This window comes from Bacillus sp. Leaf49 (genome assembly GCF_001426125.1).
Taxonomy (GTDB): domain Bacteria; phylum Bacillota; class Bacilli; order Bacillales; family Bacillaceae; genus Bacillus; species Bacillus altitudinis.
The window spans coordinates 117,120-140,968 of record NZ_LMRK01000022.1; the positions used below are offsets into that span (position 1 = coordinate 117,120).

The window sequence follows — 23,849 nt, forward strand, 5'->3', positions numbered from 1 at the left end:
TCCGAAGGAGTGTTGGTTGTGGAGAAAAAGAAAATGGGGCTACTTGTCATGGCATATGGCACCCCATATAAAGAAGAAGACATTGAACGTTACTATACACATATCCGCAGAGGCAGAAAGCCAGAGCCGGAGATGCTGCAAGATTTAAAGGACCGCTACAAGGCAATTGGCGGCATTTCTCCTTTATCAAAAATTACAGAACAGCAGGCAAATGGTTTGTGTGAACATTTGAATGAGATCCAAGACGAGATTGAATTTCATGTATACATTGGGTTAAAACACATCGAGCCTTTCATTGAAGATGCTGTCGCTGACATGCACCGAGATGGTATCACAGAAGCGGTGAGTATTGTCCTAGCACCGCACTTCTCCACATTTAGTGTGAAATCGTATAACAAACGTGCACAAGATGAAGCAGAAAAGCTTGGCCATCTGAACATTACTTCTGTTGAAAGCTGGTACGATGAGCCGAAGTTTGTGGACTATTGGGTGAAACAAGTGAAAGAGACGTATGCATCCATGAGTCAGGAAGAAAGAGATTCAGCAGTGCTGATTGTGTCTGCACACAGTCTTCCTGAAAAAATTATTGCAGCAGGGGACCCATACCCTGATCAGCTTGCACAATCTGCAAAAATGATTGCTGAAGGTGCAGGAATTGAGCATTATGAAATTGGCTGGCAAAGTGAAGGCAATACGCCTGATCCGTGGCTTGGACCAGACGTACAGGATCTCACGCGTGACCTATTTGAGCAAAAAGGCTATAAAACATTTGTATACGTGCCTGTTGGATTTGTCGCTGATCACCTTGAAGTGTTATACGACAATGATTATGAATGTAAAGTCGTCACGGATGAAATTGGTGCAGCCTACTATCGTCCAGAAATGCCAAATGCGAAACCAGCATTTATTGATGCACTGGCAGCAGTCGTATTAAAGAAGCTTAATGAAAGTAAGTAATCATATAAAAGAAGGCGATCCTATGCATGACAATCAAAAACACCTTGTCATCATTGGCGGTGGCATCACGGGTTTGGCCGCCGCCTTCTATTTGGAAAAGGAAATTGAAGAAAAAGGCCTTCCTCTCCAAATATCTCTTATTGAAGCGAGTCCTAGGCTAGGTGGAAAAATTCAAACATTATATAAAGACGGTTATATCATTGAACGTGGACCCGATTCATTTTTAGAAAGAAAGGTCAGTGGACCCCAGCTGGCAAAAGATGTTGGCCTATCTGATCAGCTCGTCAATAATGAAACAGGGCAAGCGTATGTATTAGTCAATGAAACCCTTCATCCGATGCCAAAGGGCGCTGTCATGGGCATTCCAACTCAAATCAGTCCTTTCATTACAACTGGGCTTTTTTCAGTTGCCGGAAAAGCACGTGCAGCGATGGATTTCGTTTTGCCAAAAAGCAAACAGACAGAAGATCAATCTCTTGGGGAATTTTTTAGAAGACGTGTGGGTGATGAAGTGGTGGAGAATTTAATTGAACCGCTACTATCAGGCATTTATGCTGGTGACATTGATCGCCTGAGCTTAATGTCTACCTTCCCGCAGTTCTATCAAACAGAACAGAAGCATCGCAGTTTGATTCTTGGGATGAAAAAATCACAGCAGCATGCTAAAGCTCAACAAGTGACAGCGAAAAAGCAAGGACAGTTCCAGACAATCAATCAAGGGCTGCAAGCACTTGTTGAAGCGGTCGAAAGTAAACTCAAGCTGACGAAGATTTACAAAGGGACAAAAGTGACCCAGATCGAAAAAGCCGAGGGAGGCTATGGCGTTCAATTAGACAGCGGTCAAACGCTTTTTGCAGATTCTGCCATTGTGACAACTCCTCACCAATCGATCTATTCCATGTTTCCAAAAGAAGCAGGGCTTGAGTACTTGCATGACATGACATCGACTTCTGTTGCAACAGTTGCACTCGGATTTAAAGAAGAAGATGTTCACAATGAATATGATGGTACTGGTTTTGTCATCTCAAGAAATAGTGATTTCTCCATTACAGCATGTACGTGGACAAATAAGAAATGGCCTCACACTGCACCTAAAGGAAAAACATTGCTCCGTGCATACGTTGGGAAAGCTGGCGATGAATCAATTGTTGAACAGTCTGATCATCAAATCGTGAGCATCGTGCTGGAGGATTTGAAGAAAATCATGGATATTAAAGCAGATCCAGAGCTGACGACAGTGACTCGCTGGAAAACAAGCATGCCGCAATATCATGTGGGTCATCAAAAAGAGATTTCGACGATGAGAGAAACGTTTAAGCAATCATATCCTGGTATTTATATCACGGGTGCTGCATTTGAAGGTGTTGGGATTCCTGATTGTATTGATCAAGGAAAAGCTGCCATCTCAGAAGCTGTATCTTATCTATTTTCATAAAAAACAAACTCCCTTTTCTGTCATGGAAAGGGAGTTTTTCATGTTCGTATGTTTAGAAAAGAGTGGTGAATAATAAAATTGAACAAAGTTGTTGCATCTGACGAAAAAGATGTGGTATATTACTTTCTGTACTTAATGACCGAAACGTTCAAATAGTCATTTTGGGAGTGAGATCATGAGTGTTGATAGGAGACAAATGATTTTAGATGGAGCAACAAAGGCGTTTACCCAGTTCGGGTATAAAGCCACGACAATGGACCTTGTAGCAAAGCTTGCTAACGTCGGAAAAGGAACGATTTATACCTTTTTTAAAAACAAAGAAGAGCTGTTCGATGAAATTTTCACATCACTGTTAATGGAGATGAGGAAAATTGCAGATGAAGCAATAGATGAGAAGAATAGTTTCTCAGAAAATCTTCACTTAGCACTCTTTGCAATATTAGAATTTCGAAAAAACCACCAACTTACAATTAAAATCTTTCAGGAAAATGCGGAGCTTGGCACATCAGCAGTGAAAGAAATGATTGAAAAAATGGAGCAGATGATCATTCGCTATATTAAAACAAAAGTAAAAGAAGCGATTGAAAAAGGCGATATCAAGCCCTGTGATCCTGAATTGACGGCATTTGTGATGGTGAAACTATATATTGCACTTATTTTTGACTGGGAAAAGCGATATGAGCCTTTAACAAAAGAAGAGGTCGCTGAATCGCTCGAGCTTTATGTACTAAAAGGACTGTCTGCAACAACATAATTTTTTTTGAGTTCAAATGACCGAATTCTTAATTTAGTCATTCATCAATGGGAGGAAAACAGCAATGAATTTAATTCGGAATCAATGGAAAGACATTGTGACGAGCAAAAAACTACTGATCCCGATTTTAGCTGTCTTATTTATTCCACTGATTTATAGTGGTGTATTTTTAAAAGCTTACTGGGATCCATATGGTACAGTTGATCAATTACCTGTAGCGGTTGTCAACTTGGATGAAGGCAGTCATTATGACGGCAAAACCCTTCAAGTGGGCGATGATTTAGTGAAGGAATTGAAGAAAAACGATAGTTTTAAATGGCATTTTGTTGATAGTGAAGAAAAGGCCATCAAAGGGTTAAATAACGAAGACTATTATCTTGTCGTCGAGATTCCGAAAGATTTCTCGAAAAATGCGAGTACAGTACTAGACAAACATCCGAAAAAATCGAATCTGAAATATTATACGAATCCAGGCGCAAACTATGCTGCGTCTCAAATTGCGAATAACGCCATTATCAAATTAAAAGATTCGGTTTCAAAGGAAGTCACAGAAAATTATGCAGAGGTCATCTTTGATAACTTCAAAACGATTGCAAAAGGATTAGATCAAGCAAGCGATGGAGCGAAGAAAATTGATGACGGAACAAAAAGCGCAAAAGACGGTAGCCAAAAGTTAAAAGACAATTTGGCGAAATTGGCAGAAGGAACGTTAACGTATAGCGAAGGTGTTCATCAGTTTGCAGGAAAAATGGGTGAACTGAACACTGGAATTCAATCTCTTGATAGCGGTCTTGGTCAGCTCTTAACAGGCTATCAAACGATTGATCAGAAATTTGGTGAACTTGGCACAGGAATTGATACATTGACCGAAGGGTTAAACACAAGCCGTGAAGGTCATGAGCAGCTTTCTTCTAAAATGCCGCAATTCACAGCAGGCATTGAGCAGCTGAACAATAAAGCACAGTCATTTTCAGAAAAAATCGCTGCTGTGGAGAAAGTATTGTCTTCACCTGAATTAGCGAATCTTGAAAAGATGGCGCCTAAGATTGATCAGGTGAAAAAAGATGCAAAAACGTTTAGTACCAAACTTGCTTCTTTAAAAGAAGCATTATCTAATCGAGATGCAAAAGTAAAAAGTATTATTCAAAACAGCTCGATGACAGATGAAGAGAAAAAGGCGGCAATGGATCAGCTAGACAGTCTTCCTACAATCGAACTGCCTGATTTGTCTGGTCTTGAGCAAAGCTTAGCGGCGCTGCAAGAACTGCCTGACGCAAGTGAAGTTCAGTCTGCGGTTGCATCTGCAAAAGCACAGCTACAGCAAGTCAAGCAGCTGCCAGAGAAAACAGAACAGCTGTATACATCAACAGTCGCCATACAAAATGCGATTGATCAAATGACATCTGGTACGAATAAATTGTATCAAGGTGCACTGAAGCTTCAAACGGGTCAAGGGAAATTACAAGATGGCCTGCAAACAGCAAATGGAAAGCTTGACACAGCGAAAAGTGGTGCGGATAAACTGGCAAATGGTTCAAGCCAGCTTAGTGCAGCATTGAATAAACTAGAAAGTGGATCAGCGAGTATCCAAAGCAACTCATCTAAACTAGCTGAAGGGTCAAAATCCCTTGATAAAGGATTAGGTGACTTAAAAAGTGGGACTGGAAAGCTTTCTGATAAGCTAAAAAGCGCTGCAGATGAAACAGGAGACATTGATGCGGGGCAGGACAACTACAATATGATTGCAAGCCCAGTCAAAACAGAGAATGATACAGCGAAAAAAATTGATAACTATGGAACAGGGCTCACACCATATATTTTATCAATGGGACTCTTTGTTGGAGCTCTAATGCTGACTGTTGTATTCCCAATGAAAGATCCTGCAGGACGCCCTAGAAATGCGTTTGAATGGTTTGTCAGCAAATATAGTGTGCTTCTCTTAGTCGGTATCTTGCAGGCAGTGATTGCAAGCTCCATGCTGATCTTTGGACTTGGACTTGAAGTGGAAAGCCTCTGGCGCTTCTATCTCTTTGCAATCATCGTCAGTCTGACATTCCTAGCGATCATTCAGCTTCTTGCGACGACGATGGGGAACCCAGGACGCTTTATTGCCGTCATTATCTTGGTTCTTCAGCTTGCAGCAAGTGCGGGTACATTCCCGCTTGAGCTTGTACCAAAATTCTTCCAAGTTATTCACAGTCTGCTTCCAATGACGTATACCATCAACGGATTTAGAACGATCATTGCAAGCGGTGATAACAGTTATTTATGGCACCAAGCAGCGATTCTTGGAACAGTAGCCATCATCATGATGGCTGCAACAACAGCATACTTTGCTTGGAACATAAGAAAAATGAAACAAGAAGAAGCATAATCAAAAAAACCTTTCTCTTTCCTGAGAAAGGTTTTCAGCGTGTAGACAAACCCTCGCATTCGGTGTCAGTCCTGCGCTTCGGTGCTCACGAATGTTAAATTCGCTCCGCGCCGATGCTCGTCCTTCCTAGACTGCAAAGGTTTTCTATCACGCTGAAAAGAAGACAAAGGGCTAAAATCAAGTTCATTTTAGCCCTTTGTCAACAATCTGAAACCTTTCTCTTTCATGAGAAAGGTTTTTCTATTAGAAATTAGACATCAGGAACCCGAAGCGATATATTTTAAGAAGGATGCTGAAAAAAAGCATGCTTGGAAATAATTTCTTTTAGATGAAGGAGGATATGCCGAATGACAACGGAAGTAAATGAAACGATTCAGCTTATTCAAAAGCTTGTGTCGATCCCAAGTCCATCAGGAAATACTGAGAAAGTGATTGGCTTTGTCGAACGTTTTTTACAAGATTTACATATTGAAACGAAGCGAAATCGAAAAGGCGGATTAATTGCCACCCTAAAAGGAACAGATGACAAGGAACACCGCATGCTGACAGCACATGTCGATACGCTCGGTGCGATGGTCAAAGAAATTAAATCAAATGGCCGGCTGCGTCTTGCACTCATTGGAGGCTTTCAATATAACTCGATAGAAGGCGAGTATTGTGAAATTGAAACAGTAACAGGCCGTACATACACAGGTACCATTCTGATGCATCAAACGTCCGTTCACGTATATGAGGATGCTGGAAAAGCGAAGCGAAATCAAGAAAATATGGAGATTCGCTTAGATGAAAAAGTGAAAAATGCAGACGATGTGCAAGCACTCGGCATTCAAGTAGGAGACTTTATCTCATTTGATCCTAGAGTGGAAGTGACATCTTCAGGTTTTATTAAATCAAGACACCTTGATGATAAGGCAAGTGTGGCGTTGTTGCTGAGATTGATTCACCGCATTCAAACAGAGAACATCACATTGCCGCATACGACACATTTCTTAATTTCAAATAATGAAGAAATCGGATACGGTGGGAACTCGAATATCCCGGAAGAAACGGTGGAATATTTGGCTGTTGATATGGGAGCCATCGGTGACGGTCAATCAACTGATGAATACAGTGTGTCAATATGTGTGAAGGATTCTAGCGGTCCTTATCACTATGGTCTGCGCAAACATTTAGCCGCATTAGCTGAGGCAAATAAGATCGATTACCGCCTTGATATATACCCTTATTATGGTTCAGATGCGTCAGCAGCGATTCGAGCAGGGCATGATATCATTCATGGACTGATTGGACCTGGCATTGACTCTTCGCATGCCTTTGAAAGAACCCATGAAGACTCATTGATTCATACGGCCAATCTTCTGTACCACTATGTTCAAAGCAAATTAATCACAGTATAAAAAAAGAACCCCGATCGCGGGGTTCTTTTTGATTAGCTTGAAAGTTGTGTTGGCTCAGGTACATCTTGTCCAGTCATCACGCGGTGTCCTTTTTCAGGGTCATATTGCCCTTCCCATTTAGACATCACGACAGCTGCAAGTGCATTACCAGTTAAGTTGACAACGGTTCTTGCCATATCCATGATACGATCAACACCTGCAATAAAGGCTAGACCTTCAGCAGGAACACCGATCGTTCCAAGTGTTGCAAGTAATACAACAAAGGATGTACCAGGAACGGCAGCCATTCCTTTTGATGTCACCATCAATACAAGGATTAGTGTGAGCTGCTGTACGATCGTGAGGTCAATGCCATATACCTGCGCTAAGAAAAGCGCCGCAATGGCTTGATACAAGACGGAGCCGTCCAGATTAAACGTATAACCAATTGGGATAACAAAAGAAACAATTCCTTTTGGACACCCGATGCGCTCCATTTTATCCATGACTCTCGGTAAAACTGTTTCAGAGCTGGATGTACTAAAGGCGAGAAGCATTTCGTCTTTCATGTAAGCAAGAAATCTGAAAATATTGACGCCAATCATCTTTCCAATAATTCCGAATACAACGATAAGGAAGAGAGCGAGCGCAAAATAAACAAGACCTACGAGCTTACCTAATGAAACGAGAGATTCAAGACCAAATTTTGATACTGTCACACCAATGAGTGCGAACACACCAAATGGTGCAGCTTTCATCACAACATTGACGACATGGAACATCGCATGTGACACACCTTCAAAGAAGGCGAGCACTGGTTTGCCGCGTTCACCAATCGCTGAAACGCCAAGTGCGAATAATACAGTGAAGAAAATAATCGCAAGCAAATCACCTTCCGCCAATGATTGGAAGAAGTTCGTCGGAACGATATGAAGGAACGTATCAGCAACTGATTTACTGCTTTGTTCTTTTTCCGTTTCAACATACTGGCTAATATCCTGTTTTTCTGTATGTCCAAAGTCAACGCCTGCACCTGGTTGAACAAAGTTCGCAAGCACAAGACCAAGGATGATCGCAAACGTTGTGATAATTTCAAAATAAAGAATGGTTCTAAAACCAAGCTTCCCTACTTTTTTACCATCACCCGCACCTGCAACACCTAAAATTAAGCTAGATACGACAATCGGAATGACAATCATCTTAATGAGTCGTAAGAAGAAGTCTCCAATTGGTTTTAAATATGTCTCAACACCAGGGTTACCGAAAAAGATCGCACCAACCACGACACCGAGAATAAGACCGATTAGGATTTGAGTAGCTAATCCAAATTTTAATTTTTTCATAGATTTCCTCCCTAACATATTCATTAAAGGAATATTCCCATTATATTAAGTTTTAATATATGAATTAAAGTATAACTAAAATTAAAGAGGTTCGTCCACGATTAAATTATATTAAGAAAATACAAAATTATTTGAAAAAATGGACACTTCGAACCCCCTTCGTTGTTTTAAGTCAATAAAAAGTGCCTTCCGAACTAAAAGTCATCATATGAAAATACTAAAAAACCCTTCTGTACCAAGGGTTTTACCTTTTTACCTATTTTTCAGAAAAAATAAAAAGCACTTTTGACTCCAACTGACGATGGAGGAAAAAAGTGCTTTTTTATTCTATTTATTACCTTATTTAAGATAACTTACTTGTGAGCATTCCTCACATTCATTACCGTAACACTCGTGCTGTTCCATTAAATCATTTCCACATTTTGTGCATTTTTTTGAAGGCAAATTTCTAAAAAACTCAGTGATTTTTCCTAGCATTTGTCATCCTCCAATACGTTTTATTGCTATCATTGTATTATAACAGATTAATAATTGTCAATCTGTTTTGTAACAATAGGCAAGAAGAATGCTTTTTTTATGAAAAATGGGTATATTGTAAGAAGGGGATTTTTTGAAAAGGAGGAAATATGACGATGAAATTAACCGTGATTGGCTGCTACGGAGGATTTCCAGCAGCTGGTGAAGCCACATCAGGTTATCTTTTTGAATCAGATGGTTTTCGTCTGCTTGTCGACTGCGGGAGCGGAGTTCTGTCAAAGCTTCAGCAATACATTGATATAGAAGAACTAGATGCTGTACTCCTTTCTCATTATCATCACGATCATATTGCAGATATCGGACCTCTCCAATATGCGAAGCTAGTGGGTTATCATTTAGGAAAAAGCAGTGGTCCGCTGACGATCTACGGACACACCGGGGATCAAGCAGCATTTCAGCGGCTCTCTGATGATGTACATACAAAGACAAAACCTTATCAGCCGGAAGAGGGCATTCAAATCGGACCATTTCAAATTGATTTTTTGAAAACGGTTCATCCGGCAGAATGCTATGCGATGAGAATTCAGGCACATGAGGCTGTGGTGGTGTATACAGCCGACTCCAGCTATCAGGATGCATTTATCCCTTTTAGCAAGGATGCAGACTTACTTATTGCCGAAAGCAACTTTTACGCCGGACAAGACGGATCGGGTGCAGGACATATGAACAGTACTGAAGTAGGGAAGCTGGCTAGTGAAGCAAATGTTGGGGAGCTCATCATCACCCATCTGCCTCATTTCGGTCGGCATAAAGACCTAGTCAATGAAGCACAGGCGTTATATACTGGCAATATACAGCTTGCCCATTCAGGGCTTAGATGGAACAAGGAAGGAAGATAGAGATGCTGTTTATCGATAACGAGCAACATTATGACCCAATGATTAATTTAGCAATTGAAGAGTATTGCTTAAAATATTTAGATCCAGAAGAAACGTATTTGCTGTTTTACATCAACCAGCCGTCTATTATTATTGGAAAGAACCAAAATACAATAGAAGAAATCAACACAAAATATGTGGAAGACAATGGCATCAAAGTCGTTCGCCGGTTATCTGGCGGTGGTGCAGTTTACCATGACAAAGGAAACTTGAACTTCAGTTTTATTACAAAAGACGATGGGGACAGCTTTCATAACTTTAAAAAATTCACCGAGCCAGTCATCAAAGCGCTTGAAAAGCTTGGCGTCAAAGCGGAATTAAGCGGCAGAAATGACATCATGGCAGATGGGCGTAAAATCTCGGGGAATGCTCAATTTGCTACACGAGGACGTATCTTCAGTCATGGCACCCTATTATTTGATTCAGAAATCGAACATGTTGTCTCGGCATTAAATGTGAAGAAAGAAAAGATCGAATCAAAAGGCATCAAATCCATTAGAAGCAGGGTTGCGAATATTAGTGAACTGATGGATCAAAAGATGACCACAGAAGAATTTAGAAAAATTCTTTTAAGCTATATTTTTGACACGAACGGAGACGTGCCTGAGTATCAGCTGACAGCAAAGGATTGGGAGAAGATTCATGAGATTTCTCGTGATCGATACCAAAAATGGGAATGGAACTACGGCCGTTCACCTAAGTTTAACTTGCAGCACTCTAAGCGTTTTCCAGCTGGATCGATTGATCTTCGATTAGAAGTGAAAAAAGGCATCATTCAAGACTGCAAAATTTTTGGTGACTTCTTCGGTGTAGGGGATATTGCTGATATTGAGAAACGACTCATTGGGCAGCAATATGATCGCAAAACCATTAGTGATGTATTAGAAGACATGGATATGCGCCATTATTTTGGTAACGTATCAAAAGAAGATTTTCTGGATTTGATTTATTAAGCAAGGACAAGCACGGCTAGAGATAGCGGTGCTTTTTCTAATGAAAGAGATGAAAGCGGTTTACATTTGATCTTGTGGATTTTTTCGATTGTCTATTATAATAGAAAGGAGGAATGTTTGGTCATAAAATGAATGGCTATTCATTCATTGATGAAGTATAAGGGGTGGGAGAATGGATTTGATCAAAAATCTTGAGCAGACTGCGATGACCAAGGGAGAGAACGTCGCACTGATCTTTGAAGGGAACAAGTGGACCTATCGAGAACTGATGACAAGTATCGAACGTTTTGCAGATGGTTTAGTGAGCGAAGGGTTTCAAGCGGGAGATCATATCGCGCTGATTTTAGGAAATTCACCGCATTTTGTGATTTCATTTTTTGGTGCATTAAAGGCAGGGCTTGTTGTTGTACCTGTCAATCCAACATATACGCCAAGTGAAATTGGCTATATGCTGGTCACTGGTGATGTAAAAGGGATTGTTGCTCCGGATCAGCTTCTGCCGATATACGAGCAGGTGTATGAACAGCTTCCAGCGATTGAACGAGTCATTATTTGTGCTCAAAATGAATCTGCGTGTAGGTCAAGTTTAAAAGAAGTATCTGATCGTCTTGTTTTCTTCGGAAAGCTTGTGTCTGGAGATGCACCAGAAGCTGAGCATCCTTCCATACAACCTGACGATACGGCCGTTATTTTATTTACATCTGGCACAACAGGAAAACCAAAAGGGGCAATGCTCACTCATGTTAACCTTTATTCAAATGCAAGAGACATTGCGGAGTACCTGTCAATTGATGAGAAGGACAAGGTGATTGCTGCTTTGCCGATGTTCCATGTGTTTTGTTTGACCGTCTGTATGAATGCCCCTTTGATGCATGGAGCGACCATTTATGTCCTGCCGCATTTCAGCCCATCAGAGCTTTTACGAATGATGGAGAAAGAAAAACCAACGCTATTTGTGGGAGTTCCAACCATGTATAACTATTTATACCGCCAGGACGGTCATGAGGAAGCGATGAAGTCGGTGAGGATTTGTATATCAGGCGGTGCGTCCATGCCTGTTGCTTTACTTCACGGTTTTGAAGAAAAGTTCGGTGTCACGGTGCTAGAGGGCTATGGATTATCAGAGGCTTCCCCAGTGACGGCATTCAATCCCCTTGATGGAAAAAGAAAACCAGGCTCGGTCGGCACTGATATTATGAATGTGAAAAATAAGATTGTGAATGAACTTGGAGAGGAAGTTGGACCAAACGAAGTCGGAGAACTCATCGCAAAAGGGCCAAACATTATGAAAGGCTATTATCAAATGCCAGAAGACACAGAGGCGGCCCTGAAAGACGGCTGGCTGTACACAGGAGATTTGGCGAGAAGAGATGAAGACGGATATATTTATATCGTCGATCGAAAAAAGGATATGATTCTCGTTGGCGGGTATAATGTCTATCCAAGAGAAGTAGAAGAAGTGCTTTATCAACATGAAGCTGTAGCAGAAGCCGTTGTCATCGGTGTGCCAGATCCAAACACAGGAGAGGCTGTTGTCTGTTACATTTCCCCTAAGAAACATGCTCACATCAATCAAGAAGACATCATCACCCATTGTTCACGCTATTTGGCGAAATATAAGCAGCCCCAAACGATCCATTTCATTGATGATATTCCAAAAAACACGACTGGTAAAATTTTAAGAAGAGCGCTAAAAGACAAGTACCAAGCAGAAACAAGTAAATAAAAAAAGAGTCTCTTCTTATGAAGAGGTTCCTCAGCGTGTAGACAAACCCTCGCATTCTTTGTCAGTCCTGCGTGCTTGGTTCACATTCGCTCCGCGCCTCCTAGATTGCAAAGGTTTTCTATCACGCTGAAAAGAAGACAAGGGGATAAAATAAAGTTCATTTTATCCCTTTGTCAACAATCTAGGGAGTCTCCTATGAAGAGGCTCCTTTTTGAATCGCTTCTTGTACCTGTTTTCGAAAGGAATTTGACTGTTTTTGATTTAATTCATAATAGGTGCCGTTTACTAAAAAAACAACTTGAGAGCGGTTGGTCCATAGCTGAAAAGAAGTACCATTTGTCCGTCCGAACATGACCTTGGCGATATAATCTGGCTTTTTTACATTCTTTTTGAGATGGCTGCTTGTTTGTTTCCCTTTGTTTAATTGTTCAATTAGATCTTCAGTTGTATCTTTATCATCTATTTCATAAGAAATGGACTGGTTCGTCGGTGAAAGCAATAATTTCTCTGCTCGATTTTCATCGAAGATGTCACTTGTCCGGCTGAACACATAAAAGAAGGTAATCAGTAAAAGCCCAAAGATCACAATTCCTGCAAGGATTTTCTTCATGATGAACCTCCAACTCACTTTTTTATGGTTAGTTTCTCCGATTTTTGAACAGCATAATCATTTTTTTCACTCAAGCTTTTTCAGATAGGGCATGCTATGATTGAGCCACATGAGACAGGTTCTAAACAAAAACGTGCGTGATTACAATAGAGAGAGAAATGGAAAGGAGGCTGACCAGTGCGAGTACGCAAATGGGTAGCTCTTGCAACGGTAGCATACATATTGTACGGTCTTTTTATTTATTCTTACTTATTTCTAATGGGGGATTCATCTGTCCCTGACAGTGTGAAAGGGACAAGTGCAGACCCGCATACATTTATGACAAGCCATGAGCTTGTGATTAGCGGAAGTTACTCGAACATTCGTAACCTGTTGTACTTTATGACAATTCCTTTAGATTGGTATGTCTTTTTCCTTTTGCTCATTTCTGGGTTTTCAAGGAAATTAGCAGATTGGAGCTTGGCAGCAGCTCGTTTTCACCTTTTGAGCAAACTTGTGTATGTGTTTGTGCTGTCACTGTTGACGATGCTGATCACATTGCCGGTCAAGTGGGTGAGCTACCAGTTGTCCTTGCACTACGGTGTTTCAGCACAAAGCACGGCAAGTTGGCTAAAAGACCAAACGCTTGATTTTTGGATTCAATATCCGCTGCTTGTTCTATGCGCGATTGTGTTCTTTTGGCTCATTCAAAAGAAAAGGAAATATTGGTGGCTGTATGCTTGGTGTTTAACCGTTCCAGTTACACTGTTTCTCTTCTTTATACAGCCGGTCGTTATTGATCCACTCTACAATGATTTTTACCCATTGAAGGATCAGGCACTTGAGAAGAAGATATTAACCCTTGCAGAGAAAGCACACATTCCAGCAGATCATGTATATGAAGTCAACATGTCAGAGAAAACAAACACGATGAATGCTTACGTCACAGGAATTGGTGAAAATAAGCGTATTGTTTTGTGGGATACGACACTTCAAAAGCTGAAAGACCGTGAAATCTTATTTATCATGGCGCATGAGATGGGACATTACGTGATGAAGCATGTGTATATCGGTTTAGCAGGATATTTAGTGCTGTCTCTGGTTGGATTTTTTGCCATTGACCGTCTTTATTTTTACCTTTACCAAAAAGGCGCTTCTCCATTTCGTCTGAAGGCACCACATGACGTTGCTGCTCTTCCGCTTCTGTTGATCATTGTATCTATGCTGTCATTTGTTGCTTCTCCTTTTACAAATGCTGTGTCAAGGCATCAAGAACGTGCAGCTGATGAATACGCCGTGAACTTGACGAAAGATGGAGAGGCGGGGGTGACGTCATTTCAAAAGCTTGCAAAATCAGGGCTTTCCCAAGTCAATCCGCCACTTTTAGTGAAAATCTTCCGCTATGGACACCCGACGATGATGGAGAGAATCTTCGATATGGAAAAAGCCGCAAAAAAAGAGGAAACATCGAAAAAGCAATAAATAAAAAATCCGGCTCAGTTCGCCGGATTTTTTTGTCACACTTATTTTAGTTAGAAGCCGCTTGAACGTTAATTAATCCTTTTCCATAATAGAACGAATTACCAAGCGGTGTTGCCGTATTTTCTAAGCGCTGACGAACCTGAGACGTTGATAGATTCGGATACTTAGAAAGGATAAGCGCTGCTGCTCCTGCTACATGAGGAGATGCCATTGATGTTCCCGTATAAGACGTATATCCACTGCTTGGTACTGTACTTAAAATCGATGTACCAGGTGCAGAAACATCTAATTCAGGACCTGCGCTAGAAGACGAGTTTCTGACATTGTTGCTGTTCACGTTGGCAACAGCAATTGTAGAGTCGTATTTTGCAGGATACCCTACGGTGCTAGTAGAGCCAGTTGAACCTGAATTCCCTGCTGCGGCAACGACAACTACTCCGCGGTTATTCGCTGTGTCTACAGCATTTTTAAGCGCTGTGGAGCCGTTTGGTCCGCCTAAGCTCATATTGATGACATCCATGTTATTGGCAACAGCCCATTCAATACCGCTGATAATCCAGCTGTATTGTCCATCGCCGTAACGATCTAATACTTTAACGGCATACAAGGAGGCGCTTGGCGCAACCCCAAGAACACCAATCGTGTTATCAAGGGCAGCAATGGTTCCGGCTACATGAGTTCCGTGTGATTGAAAGTCTTGTGTGGCATTTGGCTCTGAAGGGACGAAGCTAGCACCGCCTGCAACATTTAAGTCAGGGTGTGCGGCGTGGATTCCAGTATCAAGGACAGCTACTTTGACGTTAGCACCTTTATAACCTTGAGCGTGTACGGCTGGAGCTTTGATTTGAGGGATACCATAAGGGACGGTTTGGGCATATGCTTCTGCTTTGTGGTCTTCTTCTACATAAGCAATGCTAGGGTCGTGTTCAAGTTTTTTTGCGGCTTGTTCAGACATCTTCACTTGTGCAGCATTAATGAGGCGGTATTGTTTTTCTAATTTCCCACCATTTTGTGTCACTGCCTGTTTCTTAGAGCTGTTTGTGGTGGCAGAAGCTTTAAAGCCAACGATATAGCTTTTTTCGCTTTCTGACTTTGAGGCAGTTTCGGCATTTGCCATCGAGCCTCCAAACCCTGCTGAAAACAGAAGAGGGACAGCCAATAAAACACTTGTCATCACATTTTTCTTTTTCACGCACATTCCACATCCCTTTTTCTTATTTCAGAATAATCATCCGTAGTCTATTAGAATGATCCGTTTGATTATTCTGTATTTTCAGTTTAATAGAGATAGGCAAATAAGAGTAGACCTGAATTTTTGTGGAAGTCCTAGCGAAAAATAGGGAATTAAGTCACTTGGAAATGATGGTAAAATATGTTTATTTTATATTTCCAACGGTTTTCTATTAAAAAGGAATCGTGCTTTTTTTCTCATGATCCATTTGAGGATAAACATTCGATACCCGAAATGCCATAAAATAGGTAGAAAAGGCTATCATCTATTTCGAATTTCGATATAAAAAAATATTATTTTATCATTGTTTTTGACATGAAAAAGAACCTGCTATGAAAACAGGTTCTTTAAGAAGGGGCAGATTGTGTTAAATGGCTGACCACGTTGTAATCGTTCACCTTCCATTCACCATCTGTCCATTCCACATAATTTAAGCAGGCATTCTCAAGTCTTGTATCCTTAATACCCATATGTTTGTCAGCTAGTGAGGTGAGTAAGGCATGGATGGCAGCACCGTGTGCTACGATTAGTACCCGTTGATCTGGGTAGGTTGCTCTCACTTTTTCAATACCTTCTAGCATTCGATCTTGAAGTGCCGATAGTGGTTCCATATTTGGATACTGTTTATTTGGAAACAGTTTCTGACGTTCCTCAAATGACATGCCTTCAGCGTCGCCATAGTCACGTTCAATAAAATCGTCCATGATCACGAGCGGTGCATGTACATGCTGTAAAATCAAATGAGCTGTTTCTTTTGCCCTTGATAGCGGACTGGAAATGACAACATCCCAGTGGGCATTTTTTAAGTAAAGACCGGTTTGTTCCGCTTGCCATTTACCAGTGTCATTTAAAGGGATATCTGTTCGTCCTTGAATTCGTTTTGCTGCATTCCAATCGGTTTCTCCGTGTCTGACTAGGCAAATTGCTGTCAATCAAATCCCGCCTTTTCTATCTTTTCCTCTATTATACTAAAACAGAAGAAGAATGACTGGATCAGTGATTTGTCAGACTCGTTAAAGACTCGACCGAACTTGCCACTTGGGACACTGTTTGTTTGACTTCTTTCAATTCGTTTAGGAATGTTTGCAAATCTATTTCAATTTTTCCGTTTTGGTTTTTGCTTAAGTTCATGCTGCTGACGATATCATCGAATAGCGAGTTGATTTGGGTCATTTTTTCTTTACTGTCTGTCACAAGTAAATTCACATCAGCAATATGCTGTGACACAATGGCGATTTGTGAATTTGTGTTGTTGACGAGCTCAGATACAGTTGAAACCGTTTTCTTTGTATCCTCTGATAATTTGCGAACCTCATTTGCAACGACAGCAAAGCCTTTGCCATGTTCACCTGCTCGAGCTGATTCGATTGAAGCGTTTAAAGATAGTAAATTCGTTTGCTCCGCAATACCTGTGACGATCCCAAAAATTTGTTCAATTTGTTTCGCAATTTCTTCTAAGCGTTTAATTTCTGTTTCAATCTTTGTCATACTGCCGTCAATTTGGTTCATTTGCGTCTGCTGAATTTCTAACTCTTTTTTACCGCCAATTGATTTCTCTTCAACTTGTGCTGAGATCTTTGTGCCAGCCTGTGACATATCCGCCATCTCATCAGATTTTGATACAAGTTTGTCCACTGCATTTGTTGTGTTTGAGAAGAGAGAAGCAAGTGAATTAGATGTTTCTGTAATTTTTGTATGAAGCTCTTTTTGCTGTAGTTCTGCTTCATCACGAACTTTAGAGTATTCATTTTGGAACGTATCTAGGACAAGCTGTTGCTCTAGATTTAAAATTTTCGTCGTCGCCTTCACTGCCGTCTGATATTCTTTGAAATCTTGGATATGCTGGGCAAATAAATCCATTATGGATAGCAATAGGTCTTGGAAGGCTGCCATATACCATTTAGGTTGAAGTCCAATTCTTAAATGAACTTGTGCAATTTTAATTCTTTTGGCCACATAAGATTCGTCAATCACACCGGCAAACATTTCACTAATATGAATGCGTAGTGTTTTCTTTAGACGCTCGACTGAGCTGTTATCTTGAATGATGTGCATCAAGGAAGACTCGACTTCTAGGTTTTTATAAAATTTATCGACGATATGTTCAATTTCATCTTGAACGATTGGATTCAGCTGTTTCAAGATAAAAAGGTCTTGCTGCGTCAAATCAATCATTTTAATTTGTTTGGCAATGTCCGTATTCTCCGGAAAATTGATTCGTTTTATCCCATCATCCTGCTGTGTGAAAAAAGCAGTGTTTTTCTTTTTACTCTCTTTTTTAAATAACAATGTGTTTGTCCCCCCATGATCATCAAAAATATCAGACTTTATGTTTTTTATCGGATAATATTGGATTTTTTAAAGGGGAAACAGTGAAATTTTACTGTTCTTTATATGACCTTTTTAGTGGTTTTTTCGCCGGACCTTCTACTACTTCTCCCGTAATGGAGAAACGAGACCCGTGACAAGGACAGTCCCACGTGCGGTCACTATTATTCCACGCGACTTCACAGCCTAAATGAGTACAGGTTGTATCGACAAGAAAGATATCGCCGTCCTCTGACTTAAAAGCGCCACATTTTTTATGCTCATAAGACACAATCCCGCCTTCACCCGGTTTTAAATCATCAATTGTTTGATCAGCTCGCTTTAATTTACCGCTGATCAGCTTCGCTGCAACATTGGTGTTTTCTTTGATAAAGTCTTTTACGAATGCGTCTGACACGAGTCTTGATGGAGTAAAGATGGATTCGTAAGGATTCGATTTTCCTTCGATCAAATCTCCGATCAGTGTTGCTGCTACGTGGCTAGTGGTCATGCCCCATTTTCTAAAGCCTGTTGCCACAAAAATATTCGAATGATGTGATGTCAGGCGGCCAATGTATGGGATTTGATCCATTGTGACCATATCATGCGTGGACCAGCGGTAAAGGACTTCCGTTATGCCAAGGGTCGCTTCACCAAACTTTTCTAGTGCTTCATAGTGTGCGGATTCATCTCCGCCTTGTCCGGTTTTATGGCCTTGTCCACCGATGAGCACGACGTCTTCTCCATGGAATTTTGCTGTTCTTAATGAATGGGCAGGCTGATCAATTCCTAAGTACATGCCGTCTGGAAGCGGTTTTTTTGTTTTGGCTGCGACGACATAAGATTGCTCAGGATGGATTCGCGTGAAATACAGTCCTTTGCCATCGTAAAAAGGAAAGTGTGAGCATGAAATGATAGAGCGCCCCATCAGATGATGGCCACTTTTTGTGATGACAGCAGGGTGTTTTCCTTCTTTTACATCGACTGCCGTTGTCTGTTCAAATATGCGCACGCCTCTGTCAATGAGCTGATCGATCAGTGCATGAAGATAATGAAGAGGATGAAATTGTGCCTGCTGCGTCATGGCGAGGGCTGCCTTGATGCCAGCATCAAACGGGAGCGCTGTTTTCCATTCGCGATCGATACCGAGCTGTTTGTACGCATCTAATTCCTTCTTTAACTTTTTGACGCCGTTTTCTTCTGTTGTATAAAGATAAGCATCTTTTACCTCAAGATGACAATCAATGTCATACTCTTTCACACGTGCTTGGATGAGTTCCTTTGCTTTTTCATTTGCTTCTACATATAAACGGGCTTTCGGCATACCAATATGTTGAATCAGATCATGATAGTACACATCATGCTGGGAGGTAATTTTCGCTGTTGTATGTCCGGTGGTTCCTTGCAATACTTGATCAGCATCTATGATGATGACATCCAGTCCGCGTTCTGTCATTTCAAATGCAGTAGCGATACCGGTAATACCAGCACCGACAATGATGACATCTGCTGTAAGATCTTCGCTGACAGTAGGAAAAGAGGGCTTCTCACTATCAGCTAGCCATAATGACTTTGCTTGTTCCGATCCTTTATGTTCTTGTTCCATGTTGTCGCCTCCAGTCACTTGTTGTGTATAATTTTTCCACGATGCTGAAAATCATACATTTTAATGAAAACAAGAGCGAAATACATAAAAAAATGAGCAACACATAAAAATAAACGAGATAAAAAGGAAGGAGTGGTCTGACGTGTCAACAAAGCAGCCAAAGAAAACGTTACCGCCTCAGCATCAGAACGAACGTCCAGGACTTGAATATAAAATGAACCCTAGACCTATCTTTGATCGAGAGGTGCAAGGCAAAAAGCTGACAGGGAAAACGGCGATTGTCACAGGTGGAGACAGCGGGATTGGAAGAGCAGTATCTGTCTTATTTGCGAAAGAAGGAGCCAATGTAGCGATTGTTTATTTGAATGAACATCGTGATGCGGAAGAAACGAAGGACTATATTGAAAAAATGGGAGGTCGCGTTATCTTAATAGCAGGTGATCTAGGCGATGAAGCTTTTTCACACGAGGTCGTCAAACAAACAAAAGATGCTTTCGGTTCGATTGATATTTTGGTCAACAATGCAGGTGAACAGCATCCGCAAAAAAGCATTGAACAGATTACCTCTCACCAGCTTCTTCGGACATTTCAAACGAATATATTTGCCATGTTCTATTTAACAAAAGCGGTGCTCCCTCATTTAAAAAAAGGAAGCAGTATTATTAATACAGCATCGGTCACTGCTTATAAAGGTCATGAAACCTTAATTGATTATGCATCGACAAAAGGGGCGGTTGTAACGTTTACAAGATCATTATCTCTATCTCTTATCAAACAAGGGATTCGGGTAAATGGGGTAGCGCCTGGACCGATTTGGACACCGCTGATTCCATCCACATTTACGGAAAAGGAAGTGTCTGAATTTGGTGGTGATGTCCCAATGGAGCGGCCTGGTGAGCCAGTAGAGTTAGCACCGAGTTATTTATTTTTAGCGAGCGAAGACTCTTCTTATATGAATGGACAAATGATTCATGTGAATGGCGGAACCATATTAAATGGATAAAAACAAAAAACTTGCGGTAAAGAGACAAGTTTCTGTCTCTCTGCCGCAAGTAAAATCATCATGATTGATGTAAGCAGTGTTCTGCATATTGAGCTGACAGGTCATTAAAACGCTTTTCATCACGCTGATCTAGCGCCTTGTCAATCTCTTCTCTAAGGAAGGTTAAGCGCTGTTTATAAAGCGCCTCATCTAAAACCATTTGAATATAAATGTCTAAAATAGTAACGCCATTCTCTTCGGTTTTTTGGGTGTTGCGGGACTTCATGAGCTCAGCATACGTTTTTTTCTCTTTCATAAAGAATCCCCCCGATGCCTTTTTTATAGTATATGGATTGGCGGAGAAAAAATCAACAAGAATTTATAATTTTTAGACAATTTATTTTTGAGCCATATCGACACCACTTGTCCAGTCGACAAGATGCGATATATCTTTAAAAATGGCTTTTAGATAGATCGAATGTACTAAAAAACATGATAAAAAGATAATTTTAAATAAATATTGAAAAAATCCTGTCGTTTCTTATACGTTGGTGATAGATTAATAGTATCTAAAATAACCAAAAATTAACACAGGAGGAAATGAAGTGTCAGGAATTAGTGAAACACCATTAGATTCATACGTCATTAATCAAACAACAATGGCGGTCCTTCCGGTTGAAGAAGGAAAACGAGTATATTCAAAAGTGATCGAAAGAGAGACAAGCTTTTACGTTGAATTAAAGCCGCTGCAAATTATAGAACGCAGTTGCAGGTTCTTTGGCTCAAGCTATGCAGGCAGAAAAGCGGGAACATATGAAGTAACAGGTATTTCCCACAAGCCTCCCATCGTGATTGACTCATCCAATCATCTGTATTTCTTCCCAACCTATTCATCCAACCGCCCTCAATGCGGATGGATCTCCCACAAATACATTCATATCTTTCAGGAATCATCCCTCGGAGACACGGTTGTTACTTTTACAAATGAGCAATCGGTCAAATTAGATGTCTCATATAAGTCATTTGAGAGTCAGGTACACCGAACAGCGTATCTCCGAACGAAATTTCAAGATCGACTTGATGGAGGTCTTCCTAAGAAACAAGAATTTATGCTGTATCCAAAGGAACAGCAGCTCAACCTTGTGTATGATTTTATCTTAAGAGAACTTCGTAATCGTTATTAGTGAGAGACCAGCGGCAGACAGCCGCTGGACTGCTTACTCATCGTCATCACTTTTTTGCAGAAAAAACCATTGATTATCGTATAAAAAAATATATAATTTATCTATATCATATAATTTTTTATATAACGAAAGGGGTCATGGGGATGATGTATGAAGAACTGGATACGCCGGCACTACTCATTGATAAACGGGTGATGATGGAGAATGTAGTGGCGATGCAGCAATACGCAGACCGTCAGCATGTCAAATTGCGCCCTCATACGAAAACGCATAAAACGCCTGCACTTGCCAAGCTGCAGGAAGAGAAAGGTGCATCTGGCATTACGGTAGCGAAAGTAGGAGAGGCTGAAGTAATGGCAGCCCATGGGCTCAAGGATATTTTTATCGCCAATCAAATTGTAGGTGAGACTAAACTCAAGCGGATTCGTAAACTGGCAGAGTCGATACAGATTTCATTCGGTATAGATTGTGTTGAGCATGTGAAGCAGATTGAGCAAGTCTTTCGTGAATCAGAGAAAAAAGCGGAGGTTTTAATTGAGATAGAGGTTGGAGAAGGAAGGTCTGGTGTCATTGAAGAACGTGATTTCTGCCACATATTAGAGGCGATTCAAACAAGTGATGCCGTTCATTTAAAGGGGATTTTTTCTCATGATGGCCATACATATCAAGCGGAAAGTAAAGCACATTGCCGGACATTATACAAGGAGGCTGTAAATCGAACGCTCCGTTTTGCGCAGATTGCAGAAGAAGCTGGTATGCCGATAGAGGTCGTCAGTATTGGATCAACACCGCCATTTTTATTTCAATTTGATATCCCAAAAGGAGTCACAGAAATACGGCCAGGCACATACATCTTGATGGATGCTTCCCAGTCCAATGTAATCGGCACATATTCACATTGTGCAGCATCTGTGCTGACGACGGTCATTAGTAAACCGACAGAGCGCCGGGTGATTACAGATGTAGGGGCCAAGGGGCTGACGGCACAAACACGTACAAAAGGGCTGACCAAAACAGAGGGCTTAGGCAAAGTGAAAGAATATGATGATGTATTTGTTTCAAGCGTATTTGACGAGCATGCCATTATCTATCATGAAGGCTTTCGTCAAAGTGTACAGATCGGTGAGAAGGTGCAAATTATTCCGAATCACATCTGTCCTGCTGTGAATCTTCATGAAAAAGCATACCTCATTCAAGATGGCGAAGTGGTAGAAGAGCTGGAGATTGCTTGTAAAGGAAAGCTGCAATAAATTGGTAGGGTCATAGAGGGTGTTGCCGCTATGCAGAGCAGAATATAAGGCAGCTTCCATTCTAAGAAAGATCATCATTTGAAATCCATACATCTAAGAAAAAGGCGCCGAAAGGGGTCTTTTTTATTTGAGAAAAAATGACGAAGATGAAATAGATTGAAACCAAACGTGCCTCTCTCGTCGTCTATTGACTGTATCATCATGAAATGGCAGGGAAATGTGAACCATTAGAAGGATTTTCATTCATTTCCGCATAAATCACAGAAGTGATACATGCGGTCTGTTACAATAAAAACAAGTCATTTCTTGCAATGTGTTCGTATGAGGTAAAAGTTGATCATATTTGACCGATATGAACAAATGGGAAAGAGAAATGGGGGCCCTGTATGAAAAAACGATGGCATTTGATGCTGCTATTTACCGTGACAGTGACACTACTCACGGCCTGCAATCAAGCAGGTCAGCCGCCTTCAAAACAAAACACAAAAGAAGCTGCGTATGAACAATGGGTTCAGCGTTATATGGATGAGTTAAATGAAGCATATGAAAACATGACCGATCAATTTATTTCAGATGGACATGGAAAAATTCAAGTAAATGAAAAATTGACAAAAGCGACGAAAGCATTCGACCGTGTCATTCAAAAAGGGCTTACTCATCAAGAAGTGCCAGCTGTGTATCAAAAGGCAGACAAACAATTAAAGACAGGTCTTGCTTCATTTGAAAAAGGAATGAGCAAGGTAGAGCAGCTGTTGAAGCGTCCTGATCAAGAAAAGCTGTTTATGTCAGCAACTCAACATTTTCAAGATGGATTGCAAGAGACAGCCTCTTTCATTGAAGAAGTAGGAAACGTTCAGCAATCTCAATGAAAAGCCTGGAAGAGAG

Annotated in this window: 21 protein-coding genes; 13 read left to right on the forward strand and 8 right to left on the reverse strand. The window is 40.8% G+C overall.

What is annotated here, in order from left to right; all coding sequences use genetic code 11:
• Nucleotides 1-18: 18 nt before the first annotated feature.
• From hemH to ASG46_RS15315, 5 genes are all read left to right on the forward strand, one after another.
• Nucleotides 19-957: a ferrochelatase gene (hemH, locus tag ASG46_RS15295; RefSeq protein WP_017366949.1), complete on the forward strand. Its 939-nt coding sequence runs from the start codon at nt 19-21 to the stop codon at nt 955-957.
• A 22-nt stretch (nt 958-979) separates the two neighbouring features.
• Nucleotides 980-2,392 carry a protoporphyrinogen oxidase gene (gene hemY, locus ASG46_RS15300; RefSeq protein WP_056705183.1) on the forward strand — a complete coding sequence of 471 codons (1,413 nt, stop codon included), beginning with the start codon at nt 980-982 and terminating at the stop codon, nt 2,390-2,392.
• Between the two features lie 175 nt (nt 2,393-2,567).
• Nucleotides 2,568-3,146 carry a TetR/AcrR family transcriptional regulator gene (locus tag ASG46_RS15305; RefSeq protein WP_007497184.1) on the forward strand — a complete coding sequence of 193 codons (579 nt, stop codon included), beginning with the start codon at nt 2,568-2,570 and terminating at the stop codon, nt 3,144-3,146.
• Nucleotides 3,147-3,210: 64 nt separating this feature from the next.
• Nucleotides 3,211-5,520 carry a YhgE/Pip domain-containing protein gene (locus ASG46_RS15310; RefSeq protein WP_056705113.1) on the forward strand — a complete coding sequence of 770 codons (2,310 nt, stop codon included), beginning with the start codon at nt 3,211-3,213 and terminating at the stop codon, nt 5,518-5,520.
• Nucleotides 5,521-5,867: 347 nt separating this feature from the next.
• Nucleotides 5,868-6,917: a M42 family metallopeptidase gene (locus tag ASG46_RS15315; RefSeq protein WP_017360302.1), complete on the forward strand. Its 1,050-nt coding sequence runs from the start codon at nt 5,868-5,870 to the stop codon at nt 6,915-6,917.
• Nucleotides 6,918-6,949: 32 nt separating this feature from the next.
• Here the strand turns inward: ASG46_RS15315 and ASG46_RS15320 are convergent, their stop codons facing one another.
• Both ASG46_RS15320 and yhfH read right to left on the reverse strand, forming a co-directional pair.
• Nucleotides 6,950-8,239 (reverse strand): cation:dicarboxylate symporter family transporter, encoded by a 1,290-nt coding sequence (locus tag ASG46_RS15320; protein WP_008348850.1) that lies wholly within the window; start codon nt 8,237-8,239, stop codon nt 6,950-6,952.
• Nucleotides 8,240-8,578: 339 nt separating this feature from the next.
• Nucleotides 8,579-8,716 (reverse strand): protein YhfH, encoded by a 138-nt coding sequence (gene yhfH, locus ASG46_RS20710; RefSeq protein WP_008359029.1) that lies wholly within the window; start codon nt 8,714-8,716, stop codon nt 8,579-8,581.
• A gap of 155 nt (nt 8,717-8,871) precedes the next feature.
• Between yhfH and ASG46_RS15325 the strand changes: the two genes are divergently transcribed.
• The 3 genes from ASG46_RS15325 (at nt 8,872) to ASG46_RS15335 (ending at nt 12,333) form a co-directional block, all read left to right on the forward strand.
• On the forward strand, nt 8,872-9,615 hold the full coding sequence (locus ASG46_RS15325; protein ID WP_056705114.1) for an MBL fold metallo-hydrolase: 744 nt from the start codon (nt 8,872-8,874) through the stop codon (nt 9,613-9,615).
• A 2-nt stretch (nt 9,616-9,617) separates the two neighbouring features.
• Nucleotides 9,618-10,607 (forward strand): lipoate--protein ligase, encoded by a 990-nt coding sequence (locus ASG46_RS15330; protein WP_056705116.1) that lies wholly within the window; start codon nt 9,618-9,620, stop codon nt 10,605-10,607.
• A 172-nt stretch (nt 10,608-10,779) separates the two neighbouring features.
• Complete coding sequence (locus ASG46_RS15335; RefSeq protein ID WP_056705118.1) at nt 10,780-12,333, forward strand: fatty acid--CoA ligase family protein; 1,554 nt, start codon at nt 10,780-10,782, stop codon at nt 12,331-12,333.
• Nucleotides 12,334-12,526: 193 nt separating this feature from the next.
• Here ASG46_RS15335 and ASG46_RS15340 read toward each other — a convergent pair whose 3' ends face one another.
• Nucleotides 12,527-12,943 carry a hypothetical protein gene (locus ASG46_RS15340; RefSeq protein WP_056705121.1) on the reverse strand — a complete coding sequence of 139 codons (417 nt, stop codon included), beginning with the start codon at nt 12,941-12,943 and terminating at the stop codon, nt 12,527-12,529.
• A 177-nt stretch (nt 12,944-13,120) separates the two neighbouring features.
• Between ASG46_RS15340 and ASG46_RS15345 the strand changes: the two genes are divergently transcribed.
• Entirely contained in the window at nt 13,121-14,404 is a 1,284-nt protein-coding gene (locus ASG46_RS15345) for a M48 family metallopeptidase (RefSeq protein ID WP_056705123.1), read from the forward strand.
• Nucleotides 14,405-14,450: 46 nt separating this feature from the next.
• Here the strand turns inward: ASG46_RS15345 and ASG46_RS15350 are convergent, their stop codons facing one another.
• From ASG46_RS15350 to ASG46_RS15365, 4 genes are all read right to left on the reverse strand, one after another.
• Nucleotides 14,451-15,596, reverse strand: coding sequence for a serine alkaline protease SapB (locus tag ASG46_RS15350; protein WP_008348814.1), 1,146 nt, complete (start codon nt 15,594-15,596; stop codon nt 14,451-14,453).
• A gap of 386 nt (nt 15,597-15,982) precedes the next feature.
• A complete protein-coding gene (locus tag ASG46_RS15355; RefSeq protein ID WP_008348812.1) occupies nt 15,983-16,567 on the reverse strand; it encodes a histidine phosphatase family protein in 585 nt (194 codons plus the stop codon).
• 61 nt (nt 16,568-16,628) lie between these two features.
• The gene (locus ASG46_RS15360) at nt 16,629-17,990 is read right to left on the reverse strand and encodes a globin-coupled sensor protein (protein WP_370539267.1); all 1,362 of its coding nucleotides are present in this window, start codon (nt 17,988-17,990) and stop codon (nt 16,629-16,631) included.
• Between the two features lie 25 nt (nt 17,991-18,015).
• A complete protein-coding gene (locus ASG46_RS15365; protein ID WP_008348809.1) occupies nt 18,016-19,548 on the reverse strand; it encodes an FAD-dependent oxidoreductase in 1,533 nt (510 codons plus the stop codon).
• 142 nt (nt 19,549-19,690) lie between these two features.
• On the opposite strand from ASG46_RS15365, the gene ASG46_RS15370 reads away from it, so the two are divergent.
• A complete protein-coding gene (locus ASG46_RS15370) occupies nt 19,691-20,551 on the forward strand; it encodes an SDR family oxidoreductase (protein WP_008348806.1) in 861 nt (286 codons plus the stop codon).
• A 58-nt stretch (nt 20,552-20,609) separates the two neighbouring features.
• Here ASG46_RS15370 and ASG46_RS15375 read toward each other — a convergent pair whose 3' ends face one another.
• Nucleotides 20,610-20,846: an IDEAL domain-containing protein gene (locus ASG46_RS15375; protein ID WP_008348804.1), complete on the reverse strand. Its 237-nt coding sequence runs from the start codon at nt 20,844-20,846 to the stop codon at nt 20,610-20,612.
• A gap of 289 nt (nt 20,847-21,135) precedes the next feature.
• Here ASG46_RS15375 and ASG46_RS15380 point away from each other — a divergent pair, with 289 nt between their 5' ends.
• From ASG46_RS15380 to ASG46_RS15390, 3 genes are all read left to right on the forward strand, one after another.
• Complete coding sequence (locus tag ASG46_RS15380) at nt 21,136-21,714, forward strand: competence protein ComK (protein WP_017366958.1); 579 nt, start codon at nt 21,136-21,138, stop codon at nt 21,712-21,714.
• A 143-nt stretch (nt 21,715-21,857) separates the two neighbouring features.
• Nucleotides 21,858-22,964 (forward strand): D-TA family PLP-dependent enzyme, encoded by a 1,107-nt coding sequence (locus ASG46_RS15385; protein ID WP_056705189.1) that lies wholly within the window; start codon nt 21,858-21,860, stop codon nt 22,962-22,964.
• Nucleotides 22,965-23,350: 386 nt separating this feature from the next.
• Nucleotides 23,351-23,833: a hypothetical protein gene (locus ASG46_RS15390; RefSeq protein ID WP_007499155.1), complete on the forward strand. Its 483-nt coding sequence runs from the start codon at nt 23,351-23,353 to the stop codon at nt 23,831-23,833.
• Nucleotides 23,834-23,849: the final 16 nt, after the last annotated feature.

What these genes read in the sequence shown, in the direction of transcription:
- hemY (WP_056705183.1), top strand. Translation starts at nt 980, where the DNA reads ATGCATGACAATCAAAAACACCTTGTCATCATTGGCGGTGGCATCACG.
- ASG46_RS15305 (WP_007497184.1), top strand. Translation starts at nt 2,568, where the DNA reads ATGAGTGTTGATAGGAGACAAATGATTTTAGATGGAGCAACAAAGGCG.
- ASG46_RS15310 (WP_056705113.1), top strand. Translation starts at nt 3,211, where the DNA reads ATGAATTTAATTCGGAATCAATGGAAAGACATTGTGACGAGCAAAAAA.
- ASG46_RS15315 (WP_017360302.1), top strand. Translation starts at nt 5,868, where the DNA reads ATGACAACGGAAGTAAATGAAACGATTCAGCTTATTCAAAAGCTTGTG.
- ASG46_RS15320 (WP_008348850.1), bottom strand. Translation starts at nt 8,239, where the DNA reads ATGAAAAAATTAAAATTTGGATTAGCTACTCAAATCCTAATCGGTCTT.
- yhfH (WP_008359029.1), bottom strand. Translation starts at nt 8,716, where the DNA reads ATGCTAGGAAAAATCACTGAGTTTTTTAGAAATTTGCCTTCAAAAAAA.
- ASG46_RS15325 (WP_056705114.1), top strand. Translation starts at nt 8,872, where the DNA reads ATGAAATTAACCGTGATTGGCTGCTACGGAGGATTTCCAGCAGCTGGT.
- ASG46_RS15330 (WP_056705116.1), top strand. Translation starts at nt 9,618, where the DNA reads ATGCTGTTTATCGATAACGAGCAACATTATGACCCAATGATTAATTTA.
- ASG46_RS15335 (WP_056705118.1), top strand. Translation starts at nt 10,780, where the DNA reads ATGGATTTGATCAAAAATCTTGAGCAGACTGCGATGACCAAGGGAGAG.
- ASG46_RS15340 (WP_056705121.1), bottom strand. Translation starts at nt 12,943, where the DNA reads ATGAAGAAAATCCTTGCAGGAATTGTGATCTTTGGGCTTTTACTGATT.
- ASG46_RS15365 (WP_008348809.1), bottom strand. Translation starts at nt 19,548, where the DNA reads ATGGAACAAGAACATAAAGGATCGGAACAAGCAAAGTCATTATGGCTA.
- ASG46_RS15375 (WP_008348804.1), bottom strand. Translation starts at nt 20,846, where the DNA reads ATGAAAGAGAAAAAAACGTATGCTGAGCTCATGAAGTCCCGCAACACC.
- ASG46_RS15385 (WP_056705189.1), top strand. Translation starts at nt 21,858, where the DNA reads ATGATGTATGAAGAACTGGATACGCCGGCACTACTCATTGATAAACGG.
- ASG46_RS15390 (WP_007499155.1), top strand. Translation starts at nt 23,351, where the DNA reads ATGAAAAAACGATGGCATTTGATGCTGCTATTTACCGTGACAGTGACA.